At 37.5% G+C, this 19,928-nt stretch carries 26 protein-coding genes; 17 read left to right on the forward strand and 9 right to left on the reverse strand.

Annotated elements, in window-relative coordinates; translation table 11 throughout:
- Positions 1-11 precede the first annotated feature (11 nt).
- Positions 12-875 (forward strand): HAD family hydrolase, encoded by an 864-nt coding sequence (locus ABC255_RS12665; RefSeq protein WP_412993926.1) that lies wholly within the window; start codon positions 12-14, stop codon positions 873-875.
- A gap of 18 nt (positions 876-893) precedes the next feature.
- Positions 894-1,886 carry an LLM class flavin-dependent oxidoreductase gene (locus ABC255_RS12670; protein ID WP_412993928.1) on the forward strand — a complete coding sequence of 331 codons (993 nt, stop codon included), beginning with the start codon at positions 894-896 and terminating at the stop codon, positions 1,884-1,886.
- 61 nt (positions 1,887-1,947) lie between these two features.
- Here the strand turns inward: ABC255_RS12670 and ABC255_RS12675 are convergent, their stop codons facing one another.
- Both ABC255_RS12675 and ABC255_RS12680 read right to left on the reverse strand, forming a co-directional pair.
- Entirely contained in the window at positions 1,948-2,127 is a 180-nt protein-coding gene (locus ABC255_RS12675; RefSeq protein WP_412993929.1) for a hypothetical protein, read from the reverse strand.
- A gap of 105 nt (positions 2,128-2,232) precedes the next feature.
- Positions 2,233-2,556 carry a BC1872 family protein gene (locus ABC255_RS12680; RefSeq protein WP_412993931.1) on the reverse strand — a complete coding sequence of 108 codons (324 nt, stop codon included), beginning with the start codon at positions 2,554-2,556 and terminating at the stop codon, positions 2,233-2,235.
- Between the two features lie 281 nt (positions 2,557-2,837).
- Here ABC255_RS12680 and ABC255_RS12685 point away from each other — a divergent pair, with 281 nt between their 5' ends.
- The 6 genes from ABC255_RS12685 to ABC255_RS12710 all read left to right on the forward strand — a co-directional run bounded on the left by ABC255_RS12685 (position 2,838) and on the right by ABC255_RS12710 (position 7,588).
- The gene (locus tag ABC255_RS12685) at positions 2,838-4,100 is read left to right on the forward strand and encodes a flavin-dependent oxidoreductase (RefSeq protein ID WP_412993933.1); all 1,263 of its coding nucleotides are present in this window, start codon (positions 2,838-2,840) and stop codon (positions 4,098-4,100) included.
- Entirely contained in the window at positions 4,100-4,396 is a 297-nt protein-coding gene (locus ABC255_RS12690) for a Dabb family protein (RefSeq protein WP_412993934.1), read from the forward strand. The genes ABC255_RS12685 and ABC255_RS12690 overlap by 1 nt, the downstream gene beginning before the upstream one ends.
- A 157-nt stretch (positions 4,397-4,553) precedes the next feature.
- Entirely contained in the window at positions 4,554-4,778 is a 225-nt protein-coding gene (locus ABC255_RS12695) for a YdbC family protein (RefSeq protein ID WP_412993936.1), read from the forward strand.
- 159 nt (positions 4,779-4,937) lie between these two features.
- A complete protein-coding gene (locus ABC255_RS12700; RefSeq protein ID WP_412993937.1) occupies positions 4,938-5,846 on the forward strand; it encodes an alpha/beta hydrolase in 909 nt (302 codons plus the stop codon).
- A 175-nt stretch (positions 5,847-6,021) separates the two neighbouring features.
- Entirely contained in the window at positions 6,022-6,507 is a 486-nt protein-coding gene (locus tag ABC255_RS12705; protein ID WP_412993939.1) for a polyhydroxyalkanoate biosynthesis repressor PhaR, read from the forward strand.
- Positions 6,508-6,526: 19 nt separating this feature from the next.
- Positions 6,527-7,588 (forward strand): alpha/beta fold hydrolase, encoded by a 1,062-nt coding sequence (locus ABC255_RS12710; RefSeq protein ID WP_412993941.1) that lies wholly within the window; start codon positions 6,527-6,529, stop codon positions 7,586-7,588.
- Between the two features lie 63 nt (positions 7,589-7,651).
- On the opposite strand, the gene ABC255_RS12715 is transcribed toward ABC255_RS12710, so the two are convergent.
- A complete protein-coding gene (locus ABC255_RS12715) occupies positions 7,652-8,365 on the reverse strand; it encodes a Dph6-related ATP pyrophosphatase (RefSeq protein ID WP_412993942.1) in 714 nt (237 codons plus the stop codon).
- Positions 8,366-8,652: 287 nt separating this feature from the next.
- On the opposite strand from ABC255_RS12715, the gene ABC255_RS12720 reads away from it, so the two are divergent.
- The 4 genes from ABC255_RS12720 (at position 8,653) to ABC255_RS12735 (ending at position 11,301) form a co-directional block, all read left to right on the forward strand.
- Entirely contained in the window at positions 8,653-9,567 is a 915-nt protein-coding gene (locus tag ABC255_RS12720; protein WP_412993944.1) for a VOC family protein, read from the forward strand.
- A gap of 203 nt (positions 9,568-9,770) precedes the next feature.
- Positions 9,771-10,247 carry a DUF2975 domain-containing protein gene (locus ABC255_RS12725; RefSeq protein ID WP_412993946.1) on the forward strand — a complete coding sequence of 159 codons (477 nt, stop codon included), beginning with the start codon at positions 9,771-9,773 and terminating at the stop codon, positions 10,245-10,247.
- Positions 10,248-10,257: 10 nt separating this feature from the next.
- Positions 10,258-10,476: a helix-turn-helix domain-containing protein gene (locus ABC255_RS12730; RefSeq protein ID WP_179600770.1), complete on the forward strand. Its 219-nt coding sequence runs from the start codon at positions 10,258-10,260 to the stop codon at positions 10,474-10,476.
- Between the two features lie 30 nt (positions 10,477-10,506).
- A complete protein-coding gene (locus ABC255_RS12735) occupies positions 10,507-11,301 on the forward strand; it encodes a DUF817 domain-containing protein (protein ID WP_412993947.1) in 795 nt (264 codons plus the stop codon).
- A 117-nt stretch (positions 11,302-11,418) separates the two neighbouring features.
- Here ABC255_RS12735 and ABC255_RS12740 read toward each other — a convergent pair whose 3' ends face one another.
- Positions 11,419-11,832: a MerR family transcriptional regulator gene (locus tag ABC255_RS12740; protein WP_335529154.1), complete on the reverse strand. Its 414-nt coding sequence runs from the start codon at positions 11,830-11,832 to the stop codon at positions 11,419-11,421.
- 267 nt (positions 11,833-12,099) lie between these two features.
- On the opposite strand from ABC255_RS12740, the gene ABC255_RS12745 reads away from it, so the two are divergent.
- Positions 12,100-13,140 carry an NAD(P)-dependent alcohol dehydrogenase gene (locus ABC255_RS12745; RefSeq protein ID WP_412993949.1) on the forward strand — a complete coding sequence of 347 codons (1,041 nt, stop codon included), beginning with the start codon at positions 12,100-12,102 and terminating at the stop codon, positions 13,138-13,140.
- A gap of 193 nt (positions 13,141-13,333) precedes the next feature.
- Positions 13,334-14,440, forward strand: coding sequence for a glycosyl hydrolase family 18 protein (locus ABC255_RS12750; RefSeq protein ID WP_412993950.1), 1,107 nt, complete (start codon positions 13,334-13,336; stop codon positions 14,438-14,440).
- Between the two features lie 350 nt (positions 14,441-14,790).
- Here ABC255_RS12750 and ABC255_RS12755 read toward each other — a convergent pair whose 3' ends face one another.
- Together ABC255_RS12755 and ABC255_RS12760 are read right to left on the reverse strand one after the other, a co-directional pair.
- Positions 14,791-14,886 (reverse strand): YjcZ family sporulation protein, encoded by a 96-nt coding sequence (locus ABC255_RS12755; RefSeq protein WP_412993952.1) that lies wholly within the window; start codon positions 14,884-14,886, stop codon positions 14,791-14,793.
- Between the two features lie 42 nt (positions 14,887-14,928).
- Positions 14,929-15,048, reverse strand: a complete 120-nt coding sequence (locus ABC255_RS12760) for a YjcZ family sporulation protein (protein WP_335529144.1) — start codon at positions 15,046-15,048, stop codon at positions 14,929-14,931.
- Between the two features lie 261 nt (positions 15,049-15,309).
- Between ABC255_RS12760 and ABC255_RS12765 the strand changes: the two genes are divergently transcribed.
- Entirely contained in the window at positions 15,310-15,615 is a 306-nt protein-coding gene (locus ABC255_RS12765; RefSeq protein ID WP_412993954.1) for a hypothetical protein, read from the forward strand.
- 213 nt (positions 15,616-15,828) lie between these two features.
- Here ABC255_RS12765 and ABC255_RS12770 read toward each other — a convergent pair whose 3' ends face one another.
- The 3 genes from ABC255_RS12770 to ABC255_RS12780 all read right to left on the reverse strand — a co-directional run bounded on the left by ABC255_RS12770 (position 15,829) and on the right by ABC255_RS12780 (position 17,529).
- Positions 15,829-16,068, reverse strand: coding sequence for a hypothetical protein (locus ABC255_RS12770; protein WP_412993956.1), 240 nt, complete (start codon positions 16,066-16,068; stop codon positions 15,829-15,831).
- Between the two features lie 232 nt (positions 16,069-16,300).
- Positions 16,301-16,453: a hypothetical protein gene (locus ABC255_RS12775; RefSeq protein WP_412993957.1), complete on the reverse strand. Its 153-nt coding sequence runs from the start codon at positions 16,451-16,453 to the stop codon at positions 16,301-16,303.
- A gap of 179 nt (positions 16,454-16,632) precedes the next feature.
- On the reverse strand, positions 16,633-17,529 hold the full coding sequence (locus ABC255_RS12780; protein WP_412993959.1) for a LysR family transcriptional regulator: 897 nt from the start codon (positions 17,527-17,529) through the stop codon (positions 16,633-16,635).
- A gap of 191 nt (positions 17,530-17,720) precedes the next feature.
- On the opposite strand from ABC255_RS12780, the gene ABC255_RS12785 reads away from it, so the two are divergent.
- Both ABC255_RS12785 and ABC255_RS12790 read left to right on the forward strand, forming a co-directional pair.
- Positions 17,721-18,890 (forward strand): MFS transporter, encoded by a 1,170-nt coding sequence (locus ABC255_RS12785; protein ID WP_412993961.1) that lies wholly within the window; start codon positions 17,721-17,723, stop codon positions 18,888-18,890.
- A gap of 11 nt (positions 18,891-18,901) precedes the next feature.
- A complete protein-coding gene (locus tag ABC255_RS12790; protein ID WP_412993963.1) occupies positions 18,902-19,609 on the forward strand; it encodes an SDR family oxidoreductase in 708 nt (235 codons plus the stop codon).
- Positions 19,610-19,928 lie beyond the last annotated feature (319 nt).

Consider the following 19,928-nt stretch of genomic DNA (forward strand, 5'->3'; position numbering starts at 1 on the left):
GGGAAACACAGATGGAATTTAAACCAAAGGCGATCTTTTTAGACATGGATGGCACAATCTTAAATCATCATAATCAGGTAAGTGTACATACGAAGGATGTCATTGATCAGCTGCGCAATCAGGGAATTTATGTTTTTATTGCAACGGGCAGAGCGTTTGATGAAATCGAGGAAATTGTTCCGGCAGGTTTTGAAGTAGATGGAGTTGTAACTTCCAATGGAATGGCCGGATATGTGGGGGATGAGGTAATCTTTAAACATTCACTTCCGCTTAACCTGGTGGAGGAAGTAATTAAAAGAGCAAGGGAAAACAAAGTCTATTACGAATTATTTCCATATGGATATGACCGTATCACATTAAAACAGGATCAAAATTATGTTGAAAATGAAATAACAGAACCAAAGCCCGAAAGTGTCGGCATCAATGAGTGGCTTTCCAGGAAAGAAGCGATTAAAGAGAAAATTATGTGGGTGGATGAAATTGTTGGACATGAATTTTCTAAATTCTATTTCTTTGCTAAGTCAAAGGAACATATCAATCGTTGGAAAGAAGAACTAGAACAATTAAAGAAGGAAATAGACTTTACCACCTCGATTTCGTCTAATCATAACGTCGAGGTCATGGTAGCTAACGTGAATAAGGCAACAGGGATTCAGCAAATGTTAAAACAATTTAATTTGTCAGAGACAGAAACAATGGCAATAGGCGATAGTGATAATGACCTGCCAATGCTGAGACTTGTTCATTATTCGGTAGCCATGAAAAATGCTCCTGATCGCATTAAAGAAATCACCGATGATGTTACTGAATTCACATGTGATGAAGATGGGGTTTCTTATTATCTTAAGGCACGTTTTTTGACTAAAAAAAACTAAAATGGTGGAGGGGATTCATTGAAATTAAGTGTTCTCGACCAATCAGTCATTAGTAAAGGGGATTCCGCAAGCACTGCTTTACAAAATACGGTAAAACTTGCTCAAGTAACAGAAGAGTTGGGCTATACACGGTTCTGGGTAGCTGAACATCATAATACAAATGGAATCGCTGGTTCCTCACCGGAAATCTTGATATCTCATATCGCTTCAAATACTAGTAAAATTCGGGTGGGTTCAGGCGGTGTGTTGCTCCCGCAGTATAGCCCATATAAAATTGCTGAGAACTTCAAGGTATTAGAAGCACTATTTCCACACAGAATCGATGCCGGAATCGGGCGTTCGCCTGGAGGTTCCCCAAGTACTCGGATGGCGTTAACCGACGGGCTGCGCAAAAGCCTGAATGAATTCCCCAGACAGGTTCAAGATTTACAGGGATTTTTGCTTAATCAACTACCCAATGAGCACAGTTTTCATGATGTTAATGCCTATCCTGCTATAGACAGTTTACCGGAGATGTGGATGCTGGGCATCACGCATCGAGGGGCAAGGATGGCTGCGGAACATGGGACTGCATTTACATATGGACATTTCATTACTCCGGATAATGGTGTACGGGCCATGGACTATTATTACACTCATTTTCAGCCATCGCCTTTTTTACAAAAACCTAAAACGAATGTTTGTATATTTGTTGTATGTGCTAAAACCCAAGAAGAAGCAGAAGAATTAGCGGTGAGTCAGGATTTATGGCTGCTAGGTGTTGAAAGAGGAATCGATACTAGGATACCATCCGTCGAAGAGGCAAAGACAATCTCCTTAACTGCTGATGAACGAATGAAGATCCAGCAAAATAGAAGAAGAATGATTATTGGTACACCTCAGATGGTCAAAACTGAACTTCTACTGTTGAGTGAAAAATACCACACTAATGAATTCATGATTATTACGAATATTTATGATTTTCAAGCTAAAATGAATTCCTATATTTTAATCGCTAATGAACTTATTTAAATTAATTCAATCAAAAAATAAATAATCCCAAGTCATTTAAGTCTTGGGATTATTGTAGTTCTTATTTTCCTTCATCCTCACGATCCATCTGATCTAAACGAGGTCTACCTTCACGTTCAAGCTGATCATTCAACGCTTGCCATGATTTTTCTATTTCCCGCTCATGTTGAATTTTGGAATAAACCATATCAAAAAGTATCGTTACTACAGCACTTATTATTATCGCCCAAACGTATATCATCGTTGTTGTATTCCTCTCAGGTGTGTATGATATCTTTCTAGATTTTATCATAGGTACAGACTTTAGTAGATTGTTATTTAATAATGGAGGAATTTTACAAACGTGTTAGCACAAGGTGCTCCAGATTCTAGTAGTGTTTGCCACGGAGTGTTGTTCAATGATCGAATAAGCAGCATTGGTAATGGCTTGTGCTAATGTTTCACCTTTCGCACGGATGTTATTGAAGCTGACCTCAGATTCTCCTGCTGTTGAAAAAGTAAACCCGAATTCCTCCAGCCTTTTAACGATTAACATAGCATGTTCAAGGTTTTGCTCAGGCTGAAATTCAGAATCGTGAATGAAAATACCTTTTTCGTAATCAAACCAGCGATCCCAACGATTTAACTTCCAACCTAGAATTCTCCGTGCGATTGAATCTGTTTTATTCATCTCCAATACCCCTTTTCTTAATGTTATATAACAGTTTTGTTATTTATAGTTATTATATAACACAATAGATAAAAATGACCATCATTTTTTAAAAATATCAGATATTTTTATAAGAATTATTTTTTAACAGAGTAAGAGTTGGTACCTATTGGCTGATGCCAAAGTTCGAAGACAATAATATTATTGTTGAAATATTTGTCTACTGTTGTAAAATTAAGAATAGTTTAAAATCATTTGACAAAAATCAATTTTAATATCTTTTGCTTCTTGGAGGGATGGATTTGTCTAAAGTTAAAAGTGCAATCATTGTTGGAGGGGGCATTGGAGGGCTCACGACTGCTCTTCGGCTTCATCGCGTTGGCGTGTCAGTGCGAGTCTTTGAAAGTGTGGAAAATATTACTGCACTCGGAGTAGGGATTAATCTTCTACCCCATGCGGTTAAAGTTTTGACTGAATTAGGTTTAGCCGATGAACTTGATCAAGTAGGTGTACGAACAGCAGAACTCATTTATGTAAATAAATTCGGGAAAAATATTTGGCAGGAACCGAGGGGAATAGACGCTGGATACCAGTGGCCACAATACTCGATACATCGAGGACGTCTGCAAATGCTGCTTCTTAACGCCGTTAAAAAACAATTGGGAGAAAATGCTGTATATACTGGACATCATTTAAAATCTTTTCAGTTGATGGGTGACAAAGTAACAGCGCAGTTTGAAAATCGAAAGACAGGGGAAAGGTTAGGATCGTATAGTGCTGATATTTTGATTGCAGCCGATGGCATCCATTCAACTGTACGGAAATTCTACTATCCAGATGAAGGATTACCGAAATTTAGCCGTCGGATTTTATGGCGTGGTTTGACAGAGTCTACTCCATTTTTAACAGGTAAATCGATGATTATGGCCGGTTACCAAGACCAAAAATTTGTCGCATATCCGGTGTGTCCTGACACTGCTGCAAAAGGACGTTCTCTCGTTAACTGGATTGCAGAGCTGACAGTCCAGGATGAAATGCCGTCCCGCGCGGATTGGAACAAGAAAATCGACAAAGAGAAATTTGCTCCAGCTTTTTCATCGTGGGATTTTGGCTGGCTCAATGTGCCAAAATTAATTGCGGAAACGGATACGGTATTTGAATTCCCGATGGTTGATCGAGATCCTCTGCCTCAATGGACGTTTGACCGAGTAACGTTACTTGGAGATGCAGCCCACCCTATGTATCCAATTGGATCCAATGGTGCTTCACAGGCGATTCTCGATGCAGATGCTATAGGACAAGCCATCTTGGAGCAGCCAAATGCCGAAATGGCATTGATAGCTTATGAAGATGCGAGACTAGAACCTACATCCAAGATTGTTTTTGCAAATCGTAAGAATGGTCCTGAAGAAGTTATGCAAATTGTAGAAGAACGGGCTCCGAAGGGTTTTGTGAATCTACATGATGTCATTTCCCGGCGTGAATTAGAAGAAATAGCGAATAAGTACAAGCAAATTGCTGGCTTTGATAAAGATATGCTAAACCGAAAAGTTGGAGTTCAATAATGGTAGAACATATTGTCTTAATAAAATTTTCACCGGAAACCACGAAGGAACAAAAGGAAGAACTTATTCGCAGGACCTTACAGTTAAAAAATGTGATTCCTGGTATTCTGGACATCCAACAGGGCTTTAATTTTTCAAACAGAAGTCAGGGGTATGAAATCGGATTAGCGGTAAGATTTGAAGACAAAGCTTCATTGGACAACTATGGCCCTCATCCGGCACACCAGGAGATTGTCACCTATTTGAAGGAGATCGGCATGGAGGATAGTATCATCGTAGACTTTCACCTCCATTAATTTTTTATTGTTAATTACTTTATTACTTAAACGCGTTTAAGCGGCTAATATTATCTAATAGTGAAGAAAACAAAAAGGGCTTCCTTTGGAAAGCCCTTTTACATTTTGTTTTTTTAAAAGGGAAGATTAATTTATAGAAAATAAGAGGGGTGCAATCATGGCAAATTTGAAATATGAAATAAAAGAAACGATTGGAATAATTTCAGAAGGTGCAAAGGGATGGAACAAGGAACTAAACCTCATCAGTTGGAATGACCGAGAGCCAAAATATGATTTACGTGATTGGGACCAAAACCATGAGAAAATGGGCAAAGGGATTACCTTGTCAAAAGAGGAGTTAATTCAATTAAAGAAATTGTTAAATGACTTGGACTTGAATTAAGTAATTAATTATTAATACGAAAAATTGTCAAAAGTGAATATTCGCGTGATAACACATTTTGGTAAAATTAGGAGTAAGAACAGTTAGATGAAAATGAACTATTCACTAATGTAGAAGCCATTTTTGGTGTGGTTGAAGTCAGAAAAGGGGAGGATTGTTTTGCCTAGTATTAGTAGTTATTTTTTTAAAAAAGGCATTAAAGCTGGTGCAAAAAAACTGAAATTGGAAGAAAAGGAAGTGAGTGAAGGCAGGCAGGTCATTGATTCGTTTGCACGGAAGTTCTCCAAGCTCCCGAAGGAATGTAAGGTGGAACACATTGAAATCGAAGGAATTTACGCAGAGTGGATCTCCAACAATCAAAGTGTGGAAGGAAAGGTCATTCTTTACTTGCACGGAGGAGGGTACCTTTATTGTTCCGCGGATACCCATCGAACATTGGCTGCGAATATCATGATCGATTCAGGTGTTAGAGTCCTCCTGCCGGAATATCGACTTGCACCTGAACACCCATTTCCTGCAGCGATTGAAGATACTCTCACTGTCTATCGATGGCTTCTTAAGCAGGGCTATGACTCTTCGAATATCATCTTTGCCGGTGATTCAGCGGGAGGAGGTTTATCCGTGGCTGCCACGCATGTGCTTAGAGATCAATATGAACCGCTTCCTGCAGCATTAGTATGTTTGTCCCCTTGGGTTGACTTAACAAGCTCTGGAAAAAGCTACAGGGAAAACAGCAAGAAAGATCCGTATTTGAGGTCCGATCTTGTTCGAAAAACGGCTCAGCAATATGCGGGAGAAGAGTCTCTCGACAATCATCTAATTTCTCCTGTTTTTGCAGACCTTAGTGGATTTCCGCCAATGTTTATCCAGACGGGTAGTATTGAGATACTGTTAAGTGACGCAGAAATGCTGACGCATAAAGCACGTCAGGCAGGGGTGAAGGTTCATTTCAAAGTTTGGAAGGGTATGTGGCATGTATGGCAAATCAGTGCCGGATTACCTGAAGCGAAAAAGGCTGTGAAAGAGATAGGTAACTTTATAAAGAAAACATTTAGCGAAAGTCGATGAAAATCTTTTATTTATTCTTAGAATCTTCAATTTCTTCTATTGTAAGTAACTATTTTCCGATGTAAAATACAGGTAATTAGTAGTGAATGAGTATTCATTCATTAGGAAGGAGAATAGATTTATACAGCGAAAAAGAGCGTTGTAGTTAACAAATATTAAACAGAGGTGAGAGAACATGTCAGAAATGAACCCTTATGATTCTTTTAGGCAAATAAGTGGGATGTTGGAAAAGGGATTAAATGGCTTATTATTTCAATCCATTAATAACAACCCATTAATACAAGTGACGAAGTTGGGCATTGAGGCGAATTCTAGATACATCGAGTTGTTAAAAAGAAACCGAGAATTAATGGCGAATTATATGAATCTACCAACAAAAAATGATGTAGCTAATGCAGTCAAACAAACCATGCAAGCAGAGGAAAAGATAGATATTCTTGAAGAGCAAATCTGGAATTTACAAGATAGTTTTGCGTTAGCAACACAAGAGCAAAATAAGGTGCTTGGAGAAATACTAGAATTCACCAAACATATCCATTTTGAATGGCAAAAAGCGTCTCAGGAGCTTGCTGCATTATCTGAAATGAAAAATGAATTTGAAGAGATGAAGAAGCTTTTGCAGAAAGATAAAAAAAAGGAACCAGTTTTAGCAGCCAAATAAAGGTGAAGGAGAATAGATGATGGCGGTTAAATCACTAGTAAATATCCCGGTTCTTAATCTTGAAAGTGAGAAGAAGCGGTGGAATACTATTTATAAAGTTTTGAGCGAACCGAAGCCTGATATTGAATCAACACCTAGAAAAGCAGTCTGGAAAAAAGGTAAATCTGTTTTGTGGTATCACGCTGCTCCAGAGAAGAAGTATAGCACGCCCTTGTTTTTGGTGTATTCTTTATTAAATAAAGCGTATATTCTTGATATCTCTGAAGAAGGAAGTGTCGTTGGAAATCTTACAAAACAGGGTTATGATGTCTATTTGCTAGATTGGGGTTCACCTGGGTTGGAGGACAAGGATCTCACTTTAGATAACTATCTTATTGACTATTTGGAAGTTGCGGTAAAAAGAGCTTTAAGGCATTCAGGGGCAAAAGAAATATCTTTGGTAGGTTATTGTATTGGTGGAATGCTTTCGGCAATGTTAACATCACTAACAGATTTGCCAATCAAAAATCTCGTCCTTGCCGCAGTTCCAATTGACTACAGCAACGCTATTGTTCCTAATAAATGGGTTAAAGCACTCCAAAATGGTACACTAAATTTTGACCGGTTTGCAGAGGCTTACGAAGTCATTCCATCAGAGTTTTTATATGCAATTTTTATGGCGCTTCAAGGATTTAACATTGGACCAACCGTAAATCTGGTCACCCGTGGAAACGATCAAAAGTATGTTGATAAGTGGCGGAGTATGGACAAATGGATGAAGGATGCCGTTACATTTTCAGGTGCAGCATTTAAGCAAATGATGAATGAATTATATAAAGATAACAAGCTTGTAAAAGGTGAAATGAAGATTGGCGGTCAGAAAGTGGATTTAACCAATATTAAATGCAGTACCTTGGTAATTACCTCCACCAGGGATGAATTAGTGTTAGAATCACAAAGCCTCCCTATCATGGACCTTATTTCAAGTGAAGATAAAACCTATCAGCATGTGGAGGCTGGGCATGTATCCCTTTGCTTAACTGGCCAGTTTGCCTTTGCGATTGATCCGTGGCTGTCGGCCCGTTCTACTAGATTAATATAAACCAACTTAGGAAAAGCCTTAGCCCTTTAAATGCGGACTAAGGTTTTTTAATTGTTCAATGAGTCAGGAACAAAATTCATCCAGCTGAATCTGATTAAGCTCCAGAGGCAAGAAGGCATATTCTCCGTTCTTAATAATCTCACCCTTACGAACTGGAATTGGGTGTTTAAATATGGGTCCATCTATAACTGTAGTATGAAATTCTCCACCTTCTCCACAGGGGTCAATACCACGTGCTTCAAGTTCCTTAATGTATTCATGGGTAAATGTTCGCCCTAAGTCATCTTCTCTCATTCCCAATGATAAATTAACCGTTACAACGATTGTTGTAAATCCTAGGTTTATGAATTCTTCTACAGCTTTACGGTGATTCATTTCCCATAAAGGCATTCCAAGCTTTAATCCAGCATTGTTCGAAACTTTTTCATGCCAACAGCCATGAGCAGGTATATCCAAGTCTCCAGTTACTAACACTTCTGCTCCTTGGAATTTTGCTTTTGTTAAAAGACTCATAAATACAGGTTCATAATCTGTCCAGCTTGCAGCTGCCGTATATACTGGCAAGCCTATCGATTTAGCCTGGGCTTCGATGAGCGCAGGAGGCATTCCATGGGATCTGGAACGTTTCCCTTCTTCCTCTAGCATGACAATAAGACCAACTGCTTCTCCAACCTTCATAGCTTTATAGAGTGCTAAGACACTATCCTTTCCTCCACTAAAAGAAGCTATAAATTTATGCCCGTGGGCACCATTTTTCCAATCCTTTACGTCTGTCATTCCTATCTTTCCCCCTTTACATTAATTCTAATTTGGACTCATGCTAATATAGATATCTTTATTATTCTATCAGGATTTGCTCGTAAAATTTATGTAAAATTAGTCCTAAGCTTTAATTGTAATGAAAACGAAACTATTTTGGGTACTTGCACGTCTAGTATATTATGAAAAAAATAAGGAGAGAAAAGTAAAATAGTTGAACAAGGAAGTCAAATGATTACTTACACTCGGAAATTGGTCATACTCATAATGTCTAAAAATTAATAGAAAATAAAGGAGAACTACCTATGTCAATTTTAAAACAGAAAATTGTTCCGCATTTATGGTACGAAAAGGAGGCTAAAGAAGCAGCCGAGTTTTACGCATCCATATTCCCGGACTCAAAAATTACGGCTGTAACAACGCTCCATGACACACCATCAGGCGACTCTCATATCGTCACTTTTGAGCTTTGGGGGCAAAAGTTCATGGCAATCAGCGCAGGCCCGTATTTCAAAATCAATCCATCTGTGTCCTTTATCGTCAATTTTGACCCATCACGTGAAAATGACGCAAGTGAAAAACTTAATGATGTTTGGAACAAATTGTCCGATGGTGGCACTCCGTTAATGCCACTTGATAAGTATCCGTTCAGTGAGAAGTTTGGCTGGATTCAGGATAAATATGGTTTATCCTGGCAATTAATGCTTACCAATCCAGATGGAGAAGAGCGACCTACAATCGTGCCGTCACTTTTGTTCGTGGGAGATCAATGCGGCAAAACAGAAGAGGCGATTAATTTTTATTTATCAGTATTTAAAAACGCAAAGCTGGGACATATCGTCCGATACTCTAATGGCATGGAACCTGATAAAGAAGGAACAGTGATGTTCGCTGATTTTAGCTTAGAAAATCAGTGGTTTGCCGCAATGGATAGTGCGCACAAGCATCAATTCAATTTTAACGAGGCAATCTCATTTATGGTGTACTGCGACACACAAGAAGAGATTGATTACTACTGGGAAAGGCTCTCTGCTGTTCCTGAAGCAGAGCAATGCGGCTGGCTGAAAGATCAATATGGCGTATCCTGGCAAATTGTACCAAGTGAGATGGATGAGATGATGAGCAAGGGCACACCAGAGCAAAAGGGTCGTCTAACAAAAGCATTTCTTAAAATGAAGAAATTTGATCTTGCAGAATTACAGAAAGCATATAAGGGGTAACAACGAGAAGTAAAGCTTATAAAAAATCGAAAGACAGGTTATAAATTTAATAGTTACAGTTAAAGAGCATTTCTTTGTCATGAGAAATGCTTTTTTCATGGATATTAACAATAATAATGTCGTAAAATATGATAAAAATTTATTGCAAAACGATAAACATCGTGATAATATCAAATAGAAAATAAATTAGTGAGGTGCTTTTTATGAAAATAGGGTCAACATTATTTTTAAGAATGGCTGTTTTTCTTATTGGAACTCCAGTTCTTGCTTTGGGTATATTCGGGTTAACGTGGTTACCTAAAAATCCAGCAAATCCAGAATATGCCCATATACTATATCCAATCGTAATCGGTATGTATGTATCAGTGATACCGTTTTTTGGAGCATTGGTTCAGGCTTTTAAACTTTTAAGCTATATTGACAAAAACCAAGCTTTCTCTGATTTGTCTGTTAAAGCTCTTAAGAATATCAAAATCTGTGCAATCACAATTAGTGTTTTGTATGTGATCATATTGCCATTTGTTTTTCTCGTAGCAGAGCTAGACGACGCACCGGGTCTCATCATAATCGGAATGGTTCCTGTCTTTGCTGCAATAGTAATCGCCGTCTTTGCTGCTGTTCTTCAAAGACTTTTAAAAGAAGCGATTGATATAAAATCTGAAAATGACTTAACGGTCTGAGGTGATAACGATGGCAATTATAATCAATATTGATGTGATGCTAGCTAAAAGGAAAATGAGTGTAACAGAACTTTCGGAAAGAGTTGGAATCACAATGGCGAACCTATCTATATTGAAAAATGGAAAGGCTAAGGCGGTTCGATTTGCAACGTTAGAGGCGATTTGTAAGGCATTAGATTGTCAACCCGGAGATATTTTAGAATACAGAAGTGATGAGGAAACCCCGTAAGATTTTTATAGAAACTTTGGAGGAAAGATCATGAGAGCACTAAAACAACTAGTTCGTTTTGGTTGGGAGCAGGCTTTATCTTGTGTGTTTCCTGTTGTTATTTTTGCCTCTTTGGCTATAACGCAAATTATACCGCTTCCTTTACTGCCACGATATGATTGGCTGCTCATCATTTGCCTTATAATGCAGTGGTGGATGGTGCGTTCTGGACTTGAAACTCGTGATGAACTGAAGGTTATTTCCTTGTTCCACCTTATTGGAATTACGCTTGAACTTTTCAAGACACACATGGGATCCTGGTCGTATCCAGAGGAAGGATATTTTAAAATCTTTGGAGTGCCTTTGTATAGCGGATTCATGTATGCCAGTGTAGCGAGCTATCTTTGTCAGGCATGGAGAAGGTTAAAGGTTGAACTAGTAAAGTGGCCACCGTTTTTGATCGTCGTACCACTTGCAGCTGCGATTTATTTAAATTTTTTCACTCACCATTATTGGATTGATGTTCGTTGGTATTTATCAGCTCTTGTCATGCTTGTCTTTTGGCAATCATGGGTCACATACAAGGTTGGTGGAATTCGATACCGTATGCCACTGGCACTATCTTTTGTACTCATTGGATTTTTTATATGGATAGCAGAAAATATTGCAACGTTCTTTGGGGCTTGGGAATATCCAAACCAAACAGAAGCATGGAGTCTGGTTCATCTTGGAAAGGTGAGTTCATGGTTATTATTAGTGATTGTTAGCTTTCTTATCGTAGCCACACTAAAACAGGTTAAAGGAAGCAATTATTCCAACAAAATAGATAATAATCAATTTTTATAATAAGAAGAAAACCATTTAAAAAAAGTCGGATCCTTAAAGGAATTCGACTTTTTCCGGTTGATTTTATCCTGGCATTATAAAAAAGAAACGGTATGTTCCTTTTTTTTCTATTAATTTTTAAGGAGTGGAAATTGCCATTTTATTGTCTTTATGAATAGCTTCCGTTCCTGTTTCCAAAGCAGTCTTATAATATAAGCATTTATGCTCGATGACTTCCATTTGTTTTTTTAGTTCTTCTATCTGTGCTTCTACAATAGCTTTTCGATCCATAAACATGTCGTATCTTTGTTGCAACGTGGAATCTCCTTCAGAACACCAATCAATGAAATTTTTTATCTCCTTAATGGGCATTGCGGTGGATTTTAGACATTCAATTATTTTTAAAGCGTCGATATCGGATTCTTTAAATTGCCGTGTTCCGTTGGGTGTCCGTTCTACAAAAGGCATAAGTCCCTCCTTATCGTAATAACGCAAGGTATATACGGTAAGATTCAATTCTTTTGCAACTTCGCTAATTGTGTATGTCTTCATTATTTATCTCCAATTCTTATAAATATAGACTTCGAGTTAACTCTATGAATGAAGGAAATTTATCATGTTGTAGGCAAAATGTCAAATGGTACATTAACATTTAAAAGAATTAGTATTTTTTAAAAATAGGTATTGACCTAGAGTTAACTCTAAGGATTAATATTGATTTGCAAGAGAAAAAGTAGGGTACCAATGAAATAGAGGGTAATTGAACCCTGAACAAGCGTATCCTCTTGAAAAAATATAGATTACTTGGAGGTTATATTTATGATAACTGCTAAAGCACGAGCTGTAGACGGCCCAGACAAACACTTTCGAGTTGCTGAAATTAAACGACGCGATCTTGATTTACATGATGTTCTAATTGAAATTAAATTTGCTGGCATCTGCCATTCTGATATCCATACTGCTCATGGCGAGTGGGGGCCCGTGAACTATCCACTCGTGCCAGGTCATGAGATTGCTGGAATTGTGACCGAAGTAGGAGCAGAGGTCACAAAGTACAAGGTCGGTGACAGGGTAGGGGTTGGATGTATGGTTGACTCCTGTGGCGATTGTGAGAATTGCCGTAAAGGAGAGGAACAATACTGTCTTAACGGAAATGTTCCTACATACGCCGGTGTTGACAAGTACGGCGAGCCAACTCAAGGTGGCTATTCAACCCACATAGTTGTTACTGAGGACTTTGTAGTCAGAATTCCTGACAGCATCGAGCTTGACGCTGCAGCACCATTACTTTGTGCAGGTATTACCACCTATTCACCATTAAACCATTGGGGAGCAGGACCAGGTAAGAAAGTGGCAGTTGTTGGTATGGGCGGTCTTGGTCATATGGCTGTTAAGATTGCACACGCCATGGGTGCAGAAGTGACCGTTCTATCACAAACATTGAGTAAAAAGGAAGATGGCTTGCAATTTGGCGCAGACCACTACTATGCCACAAGCAACCCTGAAACATTCGAGAAGCTTGCCGGTACATTTGATTTAATCATTAACACGGTAAGTGCAAAGATCGATATTAGTGCTTATCTCTCTCTGTTAGCGCTGGATGGTACGCTAGTAAATGTCGGTGCGCCTGCAGAGCCATTGTCTTTAAATGTTTTCTCTCTCATCGGTCATCGCCGTTCATTTGCAGGTTCAATGATTGGAGGCATCCGTGAGACTCAGGAGATGTTGAATTTCTGTGCAGAACATAACATTGTACCTAATATCGAAGTGATCACGGCCGATCAAATTGACGAAGCATATAAACGCGTTTTAGCTTCAGATGTGAAGTATCGTTTTGTGATTGATACTAGCACAATGTAAGCTGCGACAATTGTATGTTTTAATGGTATTTTAAAAAGTGTCCCAAAAGTGTACTTAACCCCGAAAGTTAGATGTGAAATCTGACTTTTGGGGTGTTTTTTATGACTAAATATATGGGCGGAAGGCAATTCGTGAATAAGATACAACATTTCTTATCAACTTAAGAAATATACAAAGTTGAAGAAGGTGTATTATGGCGAAAAATTGTTATTTGTCGTTCACCATCATTTCTGTAAGCATGGCATTATTACTAACGTCTTCCTGTAGTCAGATACAAAGAAAAGAGGAATCTTATAAGAATAATACTCCTCGTGAAGTTTTAGGTTTCTATACAGAGCAGGAGGGAACGTATCCAGGGTCGCAACCAACAGTGAACTTGCAATTCGCCAATTTGAGCATTATTGCACCCTTTTGGTATAAGCTCGATGATAAGCGACCAGGCAATCTTATTGATTCGGTTACAGCAGATCATAAAAAAATGGTTATTCAGAGTGCTCATGAAAAACACCTCAAGGTATATATGGTTGTACATAATCTCTTTTATGAAACCGTGGAGAAGGGCAAGCAGGTAGCGAGTAATGTACTCATTAACGATAGTAACCGCAATGTTTTCATTCAGAACTTACGCAATGAAATGAATCAGTTTAAATATGACGGTATTAATATTGACATGGAAAATTTGAATTTGACTGACCGGGATTCCTTTAGTCTGATGATAAAAAAACTGTCTGATGCATTGCACCGTGATGGAAAAGTAGTTACTGTATCAGTCCCGGCAAACACAGGTGATTCCCGTGCTAATCCCTGGTCACCGTGGTTTGATTACGAAAAACTTGGTCTATATTCAGATGGATTAATGATTATGACATACGATGAACACAATCCCAGAACAAAACCTGGGTCAACAGCATCAGTCGATTGGACAGAAGCAACGATTCGTTATGCTTTGAAACATGGAGTGCCATCATCAAAGATTTTACTTGGTATCGCTGGTTATGGATGGGACTGGGATACAACAACAAACAAAGCCTCGTATAGCTCCTATGCACAGTTAATGGATCAGAAAACGAAATATAAAGCTAAGGAAATATGGGACTCCCGTTCGCAAACACCTCATTTCAATTACATAGATAAAGAACAACATAGCCACCAGGCTTGGTTTGAAAATAGCTATAGTCTGCGGTTTAAGCTAGATCTTGTAGAAAAATACAACTTACGAGGAATCGGGATTTGGCGGCTAGGCTTAGAAGACCCTATGTTCTGGAGGATTATACCTAAGAATATAAAAGTAAAAAAGTGATGGGGTACCTCTAAATTCCCGTTGTTTTCAACCAGTTTTGTAACTCAATAAGAACAGCTGCGTATGTTGGCAGCTGTTCTTACCCCATTCCATCTGGAAATATTGATCATACTTATTAATAGAACCTACGTCTTCTTCTTCTTTCTCTGTCGAATTTAAAACGTCTTCCTCTATCTATATCAAATACAAATACAAAAGGGAAAAACAGTCTTCTTCTAAAGTCGTCACGAAAAAAACGATCTCTTCGGTCAAATCCAAAAAATGGCACTGCATTCACCCTCCTTTCCTTTCAGAAGTCTATATGACAAAGGGGCTAGGTGAACATAACCTGTCATTTTTTTTCGTACAAATTAGTAACCCATAAAAGAAGCTCCGACAATGATTAGGAGAATGAACAATACAACAATTAATGCAAATCCTGATCCAAATCCTCTTCCTTCACTCATGTATATCACCTCCAGATTTTACTAATAATGCAGGTTTGAACATTAACACCAACTGGAAAGTACGATAATCAGCAGAATGAACAATACAACGATCAGTACAAAGCTACTGCCGTTATAGCCACCACCATAGCCATATCCGCCACAGCCGAATCCAAAGCCCATGTTTTCACCACCTTTAGGATGATCCGAATAATATTCTTTTTATATATATTTCTAAAGACAAGAATCGATTGGACATTTACCATGGAGTTAAGAAATATTAGCGATACGTTTGAAAAGAAACGTCGGCACTACAAGTAAACGACTCTGCGGAGCGTATTTATAGACTCTTTTTTTTACTTTTTGTACAAACATCCACACTCTGATGCAAAACCAATCATAATTTATTTAAATGAGTTGAAGAGAGAGGAGAAGAACCCATAGGTGAGGAATAAAAGTAAACAAAAACAAAAGTCGAACGAAGACAAAATAGAGGATGAACAAATCATCCCTTTAGAAATATACGATTTAGTTCACAATTGGAAAATCATCATGCAATTTAATTTTGCCTTATTTAAAAACAAAGATGAATTTGTAATTATTGATCATAAGGATGAATATATAGCTCGCTTTAGCATTACCAGTGTAGGGGTAATTGAATTTTTAAAGAAATCATATGACTTAACTCCGAAGATTGATTTTTATAATAAAACGATTAAGATACCTATTGTTACAGAGCACGGAAAGTAATGAGTATAGAAGGCGGCTGAGAAATGCCTTCTATAAAGGATTAGGCTAGTTGAAAAAAGGACTATAAAACAAAAATAAGAGAACCAATATTGTTAAATAACACAATCTTGGTTCTCTTATAACGAATCATTGTCTTCCTCTACCAATCTTTTAAGAGCTGAGAGCTTATCTTTCCAATAATGTTGGAAAACATCGTGTTTAGATTGGATGACCTTATTTATATCCGAATTCTCCGGAAAATTGCTTCACAACTGCTTGTACTTCCTCTAGTTTTTCTGGTTTTAATAGACTAATCATCTTAGGGATAAACACTTGAATATCTTCTTGTGAGAAAGTGCCTTCAGCTTGTTTTCTGAAGTTTTCTGTAAGTATTTCTTTTGCTTCATCCTCCTTGCCCTCTTGAACCCTTTGTAAAATAAAATTTAAAAACATTTCTTGTCCTTGCTTGTCCATTCCTTTTTCCTCCTAAAGAAATTTAATTGGTAACACCTTTTGATTTGCGTTTTTCATTATAACACCAAAAGGTGTCATGTCAAATGTATTTTATTTTTTCAACAACGGTAAAGATTCGATTTCCAGCGGATAATATGGGGTAAGTAAAGAGGGCTGCAACTATGCAGCTCTTTTTTTTATAAAAGGGAAGCTTGTGAAGAGGGCTTTGCTTATAGCTTATAAGACAATTTAATTAATCACGATTGTCTGACCTTTTTGATTTAAGGATAGGTTTGTCAATGGATTCAACGATTTTATCTTTGATTTCAGGTATAGGTTCGTCCGTTCGTGTATTCCATATACTATATTTAATTTTATTGGGTGAGTCTGTGTTCTCATTGGCCATTATTCATCCACCTCATTTATAGTTTTAATAGTCAGTTTGCTATACAAAATATAGAATGCTTCTAAAAAGCTAGTTTCATTCTTTCTCTTCAAAAAAAGTTAATTAGTTACATGATGAGCTAATAACCCACAAATGAATATTAAATTAGCTACTACGATAGGAAGAATAAGGCCGTCGGTTCAAGGATTTGAAAATTTAACCTGCATTTCTTTTAAAAACATATCAGCAGCCGCAGAAAAGACCTGATGCTTTTTCCAAACAATATTTAAACCCGATTCAAGCCTTGGCTCAAGTGGTCTAAAACAAAGGTTACTTTCACTAGACGTATTCACTATTTTATCAAGGGTTATGGCATAACCAATGCCCTCATCCACCATAATGGCAGCATTATAGGCAAGATTGTATGTAGTCACAACGTTTAATTTATCAAAATCTTCACCAAACCAATCCGCAAATTCATTTTTAGAAAATGTCTGTTTCATAGCCTGTCGTGAACAGATGAGCGGAACATTTAATAAATCAACTGTTTGAATGGTATCTTTGAAAGCAAGAGGGCTGTCTTTCCTCATCACAACTCCCCAAACATCCTTGGCAGGGATATTGTTATAATTGTATTTTGATAAGTCTGCTGGTTGAATTAAAATGCCAAAGTCAAGCAATCCCTTATCAAGTCTATCAGTCACATCGTCTTCGTTTCCGCTGTAGAGGTGATACCGTATATTTGGATAACGTAACTGTAAATCTTTTACTACCCGTGCAATCTGTCTTATTGCATCTGTTTCCCCACCACCGATGTAAACATCACCACTTATTGTTTCCTCCATAGAACTAAATTCTGACTCTAATTTATCGACCATATTAACGATTTCTTCAGCTCTGTTTCGAAGGAGCATTCCTTCTTCTGTAAGAATGATACTGTGACTGCTGCGAATAAATAGTTTTTTTCCTAATTCTTCTTCAAGGTCTTTTAATTGTCTTGACAAGGTTGGTTGTGTAACATGTAAAAAATTAGCGGCAGCCGTCATGCTTCCTTCTCTTGCAACAGTAAGAAAATAGCGTAAAACTCTTAATTCCATATACTTCTCCTCCTTTATAATAATTAGTATATATAATCTAGATATGCCCATCAAGCATATCTTGATATGAGATATAAGTAATTGCTATATGCAAGGAATATATTAGAATAAATAACAAAGATCGATTTTTGGTTAAACACGAAAAAAACAAAGCAAAAGTCGATTAAAAGCTGAAGATAGGAGTTGTTTTTTTGAGAAAACGAAATAATTTATTGATTTTTATATTAACGATCGGAGTCTTCGGCATTTTAAATACCGAAATGGGGGTTATTGGGATACTACCTGATATTGCTGATCACTTTGATGTCAGTGTATCTAAAGCAGGATGGCTGGTGAGTTTCTTTGCCCTTGTTGTTGCAGTATCTGGCCCAACGATGCCTTTATTATTTTCAGGGATTAATCGGAAGAAGGTCATGTTACTTGTACTAGGAGTTTTTGTTTTGGGGAACATCGTATCCATATTTACATCTAACTTTACCATTCTATTAATGGCTCGTATGATTCCAGCCTTTTTTCATCCTATTTATTGTTCTTTGGCTTTTTCTGTAGCTGTCGCCTCTGTAAGTAAAGAAGAAGCTCCGAAAGCTGTTTCTAAAGTATTCATTGGAGTATCTGCAGGAATGGTAGTCGGTGTACCAGTCGCTAGTTTTATTGCTAGCGCAGTTTCATTACAAATGGCAATGGTCTTCTTTGCTGTTGTTAATGTTGTAGCATTCATTGCTACGGTACTATTTGTGCCCTCTATGCCGATTGAGGAAAGACTTTCTTACGGAACTCAATTATCTGTATTAAAAAAATCAATTACAGGGCTTTCCATTGTGACTGTCATTTTATTAAATTCTGCCGTATTTGGAGTTTATAGTTATCTTGCTGATTATCTGAAAACAGTTACGAATATGTCTTCGAATTCTATTAGTTTAATATTATTCGTATACGGCGGGGCCAATATTATTGGCAGCATTGTTGCAGGGAAGTTACTTACTAAAAATGCAATCAAATCTGTAGTGACTTTTCCTTTTGTATTGGGAGTTGTTTACGTCATATTATTCTATTTTGGACAATTTACCGTCCCAATGATTTTTATTACCTTATTTTGGGGAATTTTAGCTGGAATAGGAGGTAATATTAATCAATATTGGATTACGTCTTCAGCTCCCGAAGCTCCTGATTTCGCAAATGGCTTATTTTTAACAGCTGCTAATCTAGGGACAACATTTGGCGCTGCTATAGGCGGATTTTTCTTATCAGAGCTGGGTACACAATACGTCGTTTTGGTGGGATTCCTATCATTGATACTAAGTTTGGTAACTATTTTTCTAAGAAACTATATGGGGAGTCCTACAAAACAACTTTCCATATAAGGAGGATTTATATGTCACTGGATAAACATGTTGCTCTTGTCACCGGCGGTAATCGAGGAATTGGATATGAGTTGGTCAAGCAATTGGCGTTGAAAGGTTTTAAGGTTATATTGGCAAGTCGGGATCCAGAGATGGGCCATGAAGCTGCGCAAAGACTTTATGATTCAAATCTTGACATTTCTTTTGTGGAAATGGATGTAGATAATCAAGAAAGCATCCGTCAATCTGCGGTTTCTATTAATGAAAAGTATGGAAGATTAGACGTATTGATTAATAATGCTGGGGTGTATTTGGAAGAGAATAAAAAGTTAGTGGAAATGGATCCTTCCATTTTGGAGAGAACGATGAAAACCAATTTCTTCGGTGCTTATTATGTGATTCGTTCCTTTATACCCCTCATGGAAAAAAGAGGCTATGGAAGAATTATTAATATTTCCTCTGAATATGGGGCGATGAGCGACATGTCATATCCAGGAGTAGGAGCTTATAAGTTATCTAAATTTGCCCTAAATGGATTAACACGAATGGTAGCTGCAGAAATCAGTGATGATATCAAAATTAATGCAGTCGATCCGGGATGGGTAAGCTCAGATATGGGAGGACCTTCTGCTCCAAGAACTCCTAAGAAAGCTGCTGAGTCTATCCTGTGGTTATCGACGATTGGACCTGAAGGACCAAATGGGAAATTCTTCAGAGATGGAAAACAAATCGATTGGTAACATTAGAGTATCAGAAAAAGCCGATTTTCCAAAGTGGAAGATTGGCTTTTTTCAGACAGCAATTCTGTTACAGCTTTTTTTATTGCAATTTGACTTTTGGCTATTCTTCTATTGACTTTTGCCATCGGAATTCACCAATCTTTCTAAAAATAATCAACAGATTTAATTGATTTGTTGAGAATTCAACAAATTGCAGTAATTTAACCATTGAAAGTATGATGGACTTTTTTATAATGATAAACAGCTGTTGATTAATCAATCAATATTAATTTTTAAAGCATCATGTTTAGTCAATGAAATTATTGCTGAAAATTAAATG

This window comes from Neobacillus canaveralius, assembly GCF_047237705.1.
Taxonomy (GTDB): domain Bacteria; phylum Bacillota; class Bacilli; order Bacillales; family Cytobacillaceae; genus Neobacillus; species Neobacillus niacini_K.

Bases quoted from the DNA above. Each gene is read 5' to 3' on its own strand.
- ABC255_RS12665 (WP_412993926.1), top strand. From the start codon at position 12: ATGGAATTTAAACCAAAGGCGATCTTTTTAGACATGGATGGCACAATC.
- ABC255_RS12675 (WP_412993929.1), bottom strand. From the start codon at position 2,127: ATGATATACGTTTGGGCGATAATAATAAGTGCTGTAGTAACGATACTT.
- ABC255_RS12680 (WP_412993931.1), bottom strand. From the start codon at position 2,556: ATGAATAAAACAGATTCAATCGCACGGAGAATTCTAGGTTGGAAGTTA.
- ABC255_RS12690 (WP_412993934.1), top strand. From the start codon at position 4,100: ATGGTAGAACATATTGTCTTAATAAAATTTTCACCGGAAACCACGAAG.
- ABC255_RS12695 (WP_412993936.1), top strand. From the start codon at position 4,554: ATGGCAAATTTGAAATATGAAATAAAAGAAACGATTGGAATAATTTCA.
- ABC255_RS12705 (WP_412993939.1), top strand. From the start codon at position 6,022: ATGTCAGAAATGAACCCTTATGATTCTTTTAGGCAAATAAGTGGGATG.
- ABC255_RS12710 (WP_412993941.1), top strand. From the start codon at position 6,527: ATGGCGGTTAAATCACTAGTAAATATCCCGGTTCTTAATCTTGAAAGT.
- ABC255_RS12715 (WP_412993942.1), bottom strand. From the start codon at position 8,365: ATGACAGACGTAAAGGATTGGAAAAATGGTGCCCACGGGCATAAATTT.
- ABC255_RS12720 (WP_412993944.1), top strand. From the start codon at position 8,653: ATGTCAATTTTAAAACAGAAAATTGTTCCGCATTTATGGTACGAAAAG.
- ABC255_RS12725 (WP_412993946.1), top strand. From the start codon at position 9,771: ATGAAAATAGGGTCAACATTATTTTTAAGAATGGCTGTTTTTCTTATT.
- ABC255_RS12730 (WP_179600770.1), top strand. From the start codon at position 10,258: ATGGCAATTATAATCAATATTGATGTGATGCTAGCTAAAAGGAAAATG.
- ABC255_RS12735 (WP_412993947.1), top strand. From the start codon at position 10,507: ATGAGAGCACTAAAACAACTAGTTCGTTTTGGTTGGGAGCAGGCTTTA.
- ABC255_RS12740 (WP_335529154.1), bottom strand. From the start codon at position 11,832: ATGAAGACATACACAATTAGCGAAGTTGCAAAAGAATTGAATCTTACC.
- ABC255_RS12745 (WP_412993949.1), top strand. From the start codon at position 12,100: ATGATAACTGCTAAAGCACGAGCTGTAGACGGCCCAGACAAACACTTT.
- ABC255_RS12750 (WP_412993950.1), top strand. From the start codon at position 13,334: ATGGCGAAAAATTGTTATTTGTCGTTCACCATCATTTCTGTAAGCATG.
- ABC255_RS12755 (WP_412993952.1), bottom strand. From the start codon at position 14,886: ATGAGTGAAGGAAGAGGATTTGGATCAGGATTTGCATTAATTGTTGTA.
- ABC255_RS12760 (WP_335529144.1), bottom strand. From the start codon at position 15,048: ATGGGCTTTGGATTCGGCTGTGGCGGATATGGCTATGGTGGTGGCTAT.
- ABC255_RS12770 (WP_412993956.1), bottom strand. From the start codon at position 16,068: ATGGACAAGCAAGGACAAGAAATGTTTTTAAATTTTATTTTACAAAGG.
- ABC255_RS12775 (WP_412993957.1), bottom strand. From the start codon at position 16,453: ATGGCCAATGAGAACACAGACTCACCCAATAAAATTAAATATAGTATA.
- ABC255_RS12780 (WP_412993959.1), bottom strand. From the start codon at position 17,529: ATGGAATTAAGAGTTTTACGCTATTTTCTTACTGTTGCAAGAGAAGGA.
- ABC255_RS12790 (WP_412993963.1), top strand. From the start codon at position 18,902: ATGTCACTGGATAAACATGTTGCTCTTGTCACCGGCGGTAATCGAGGA.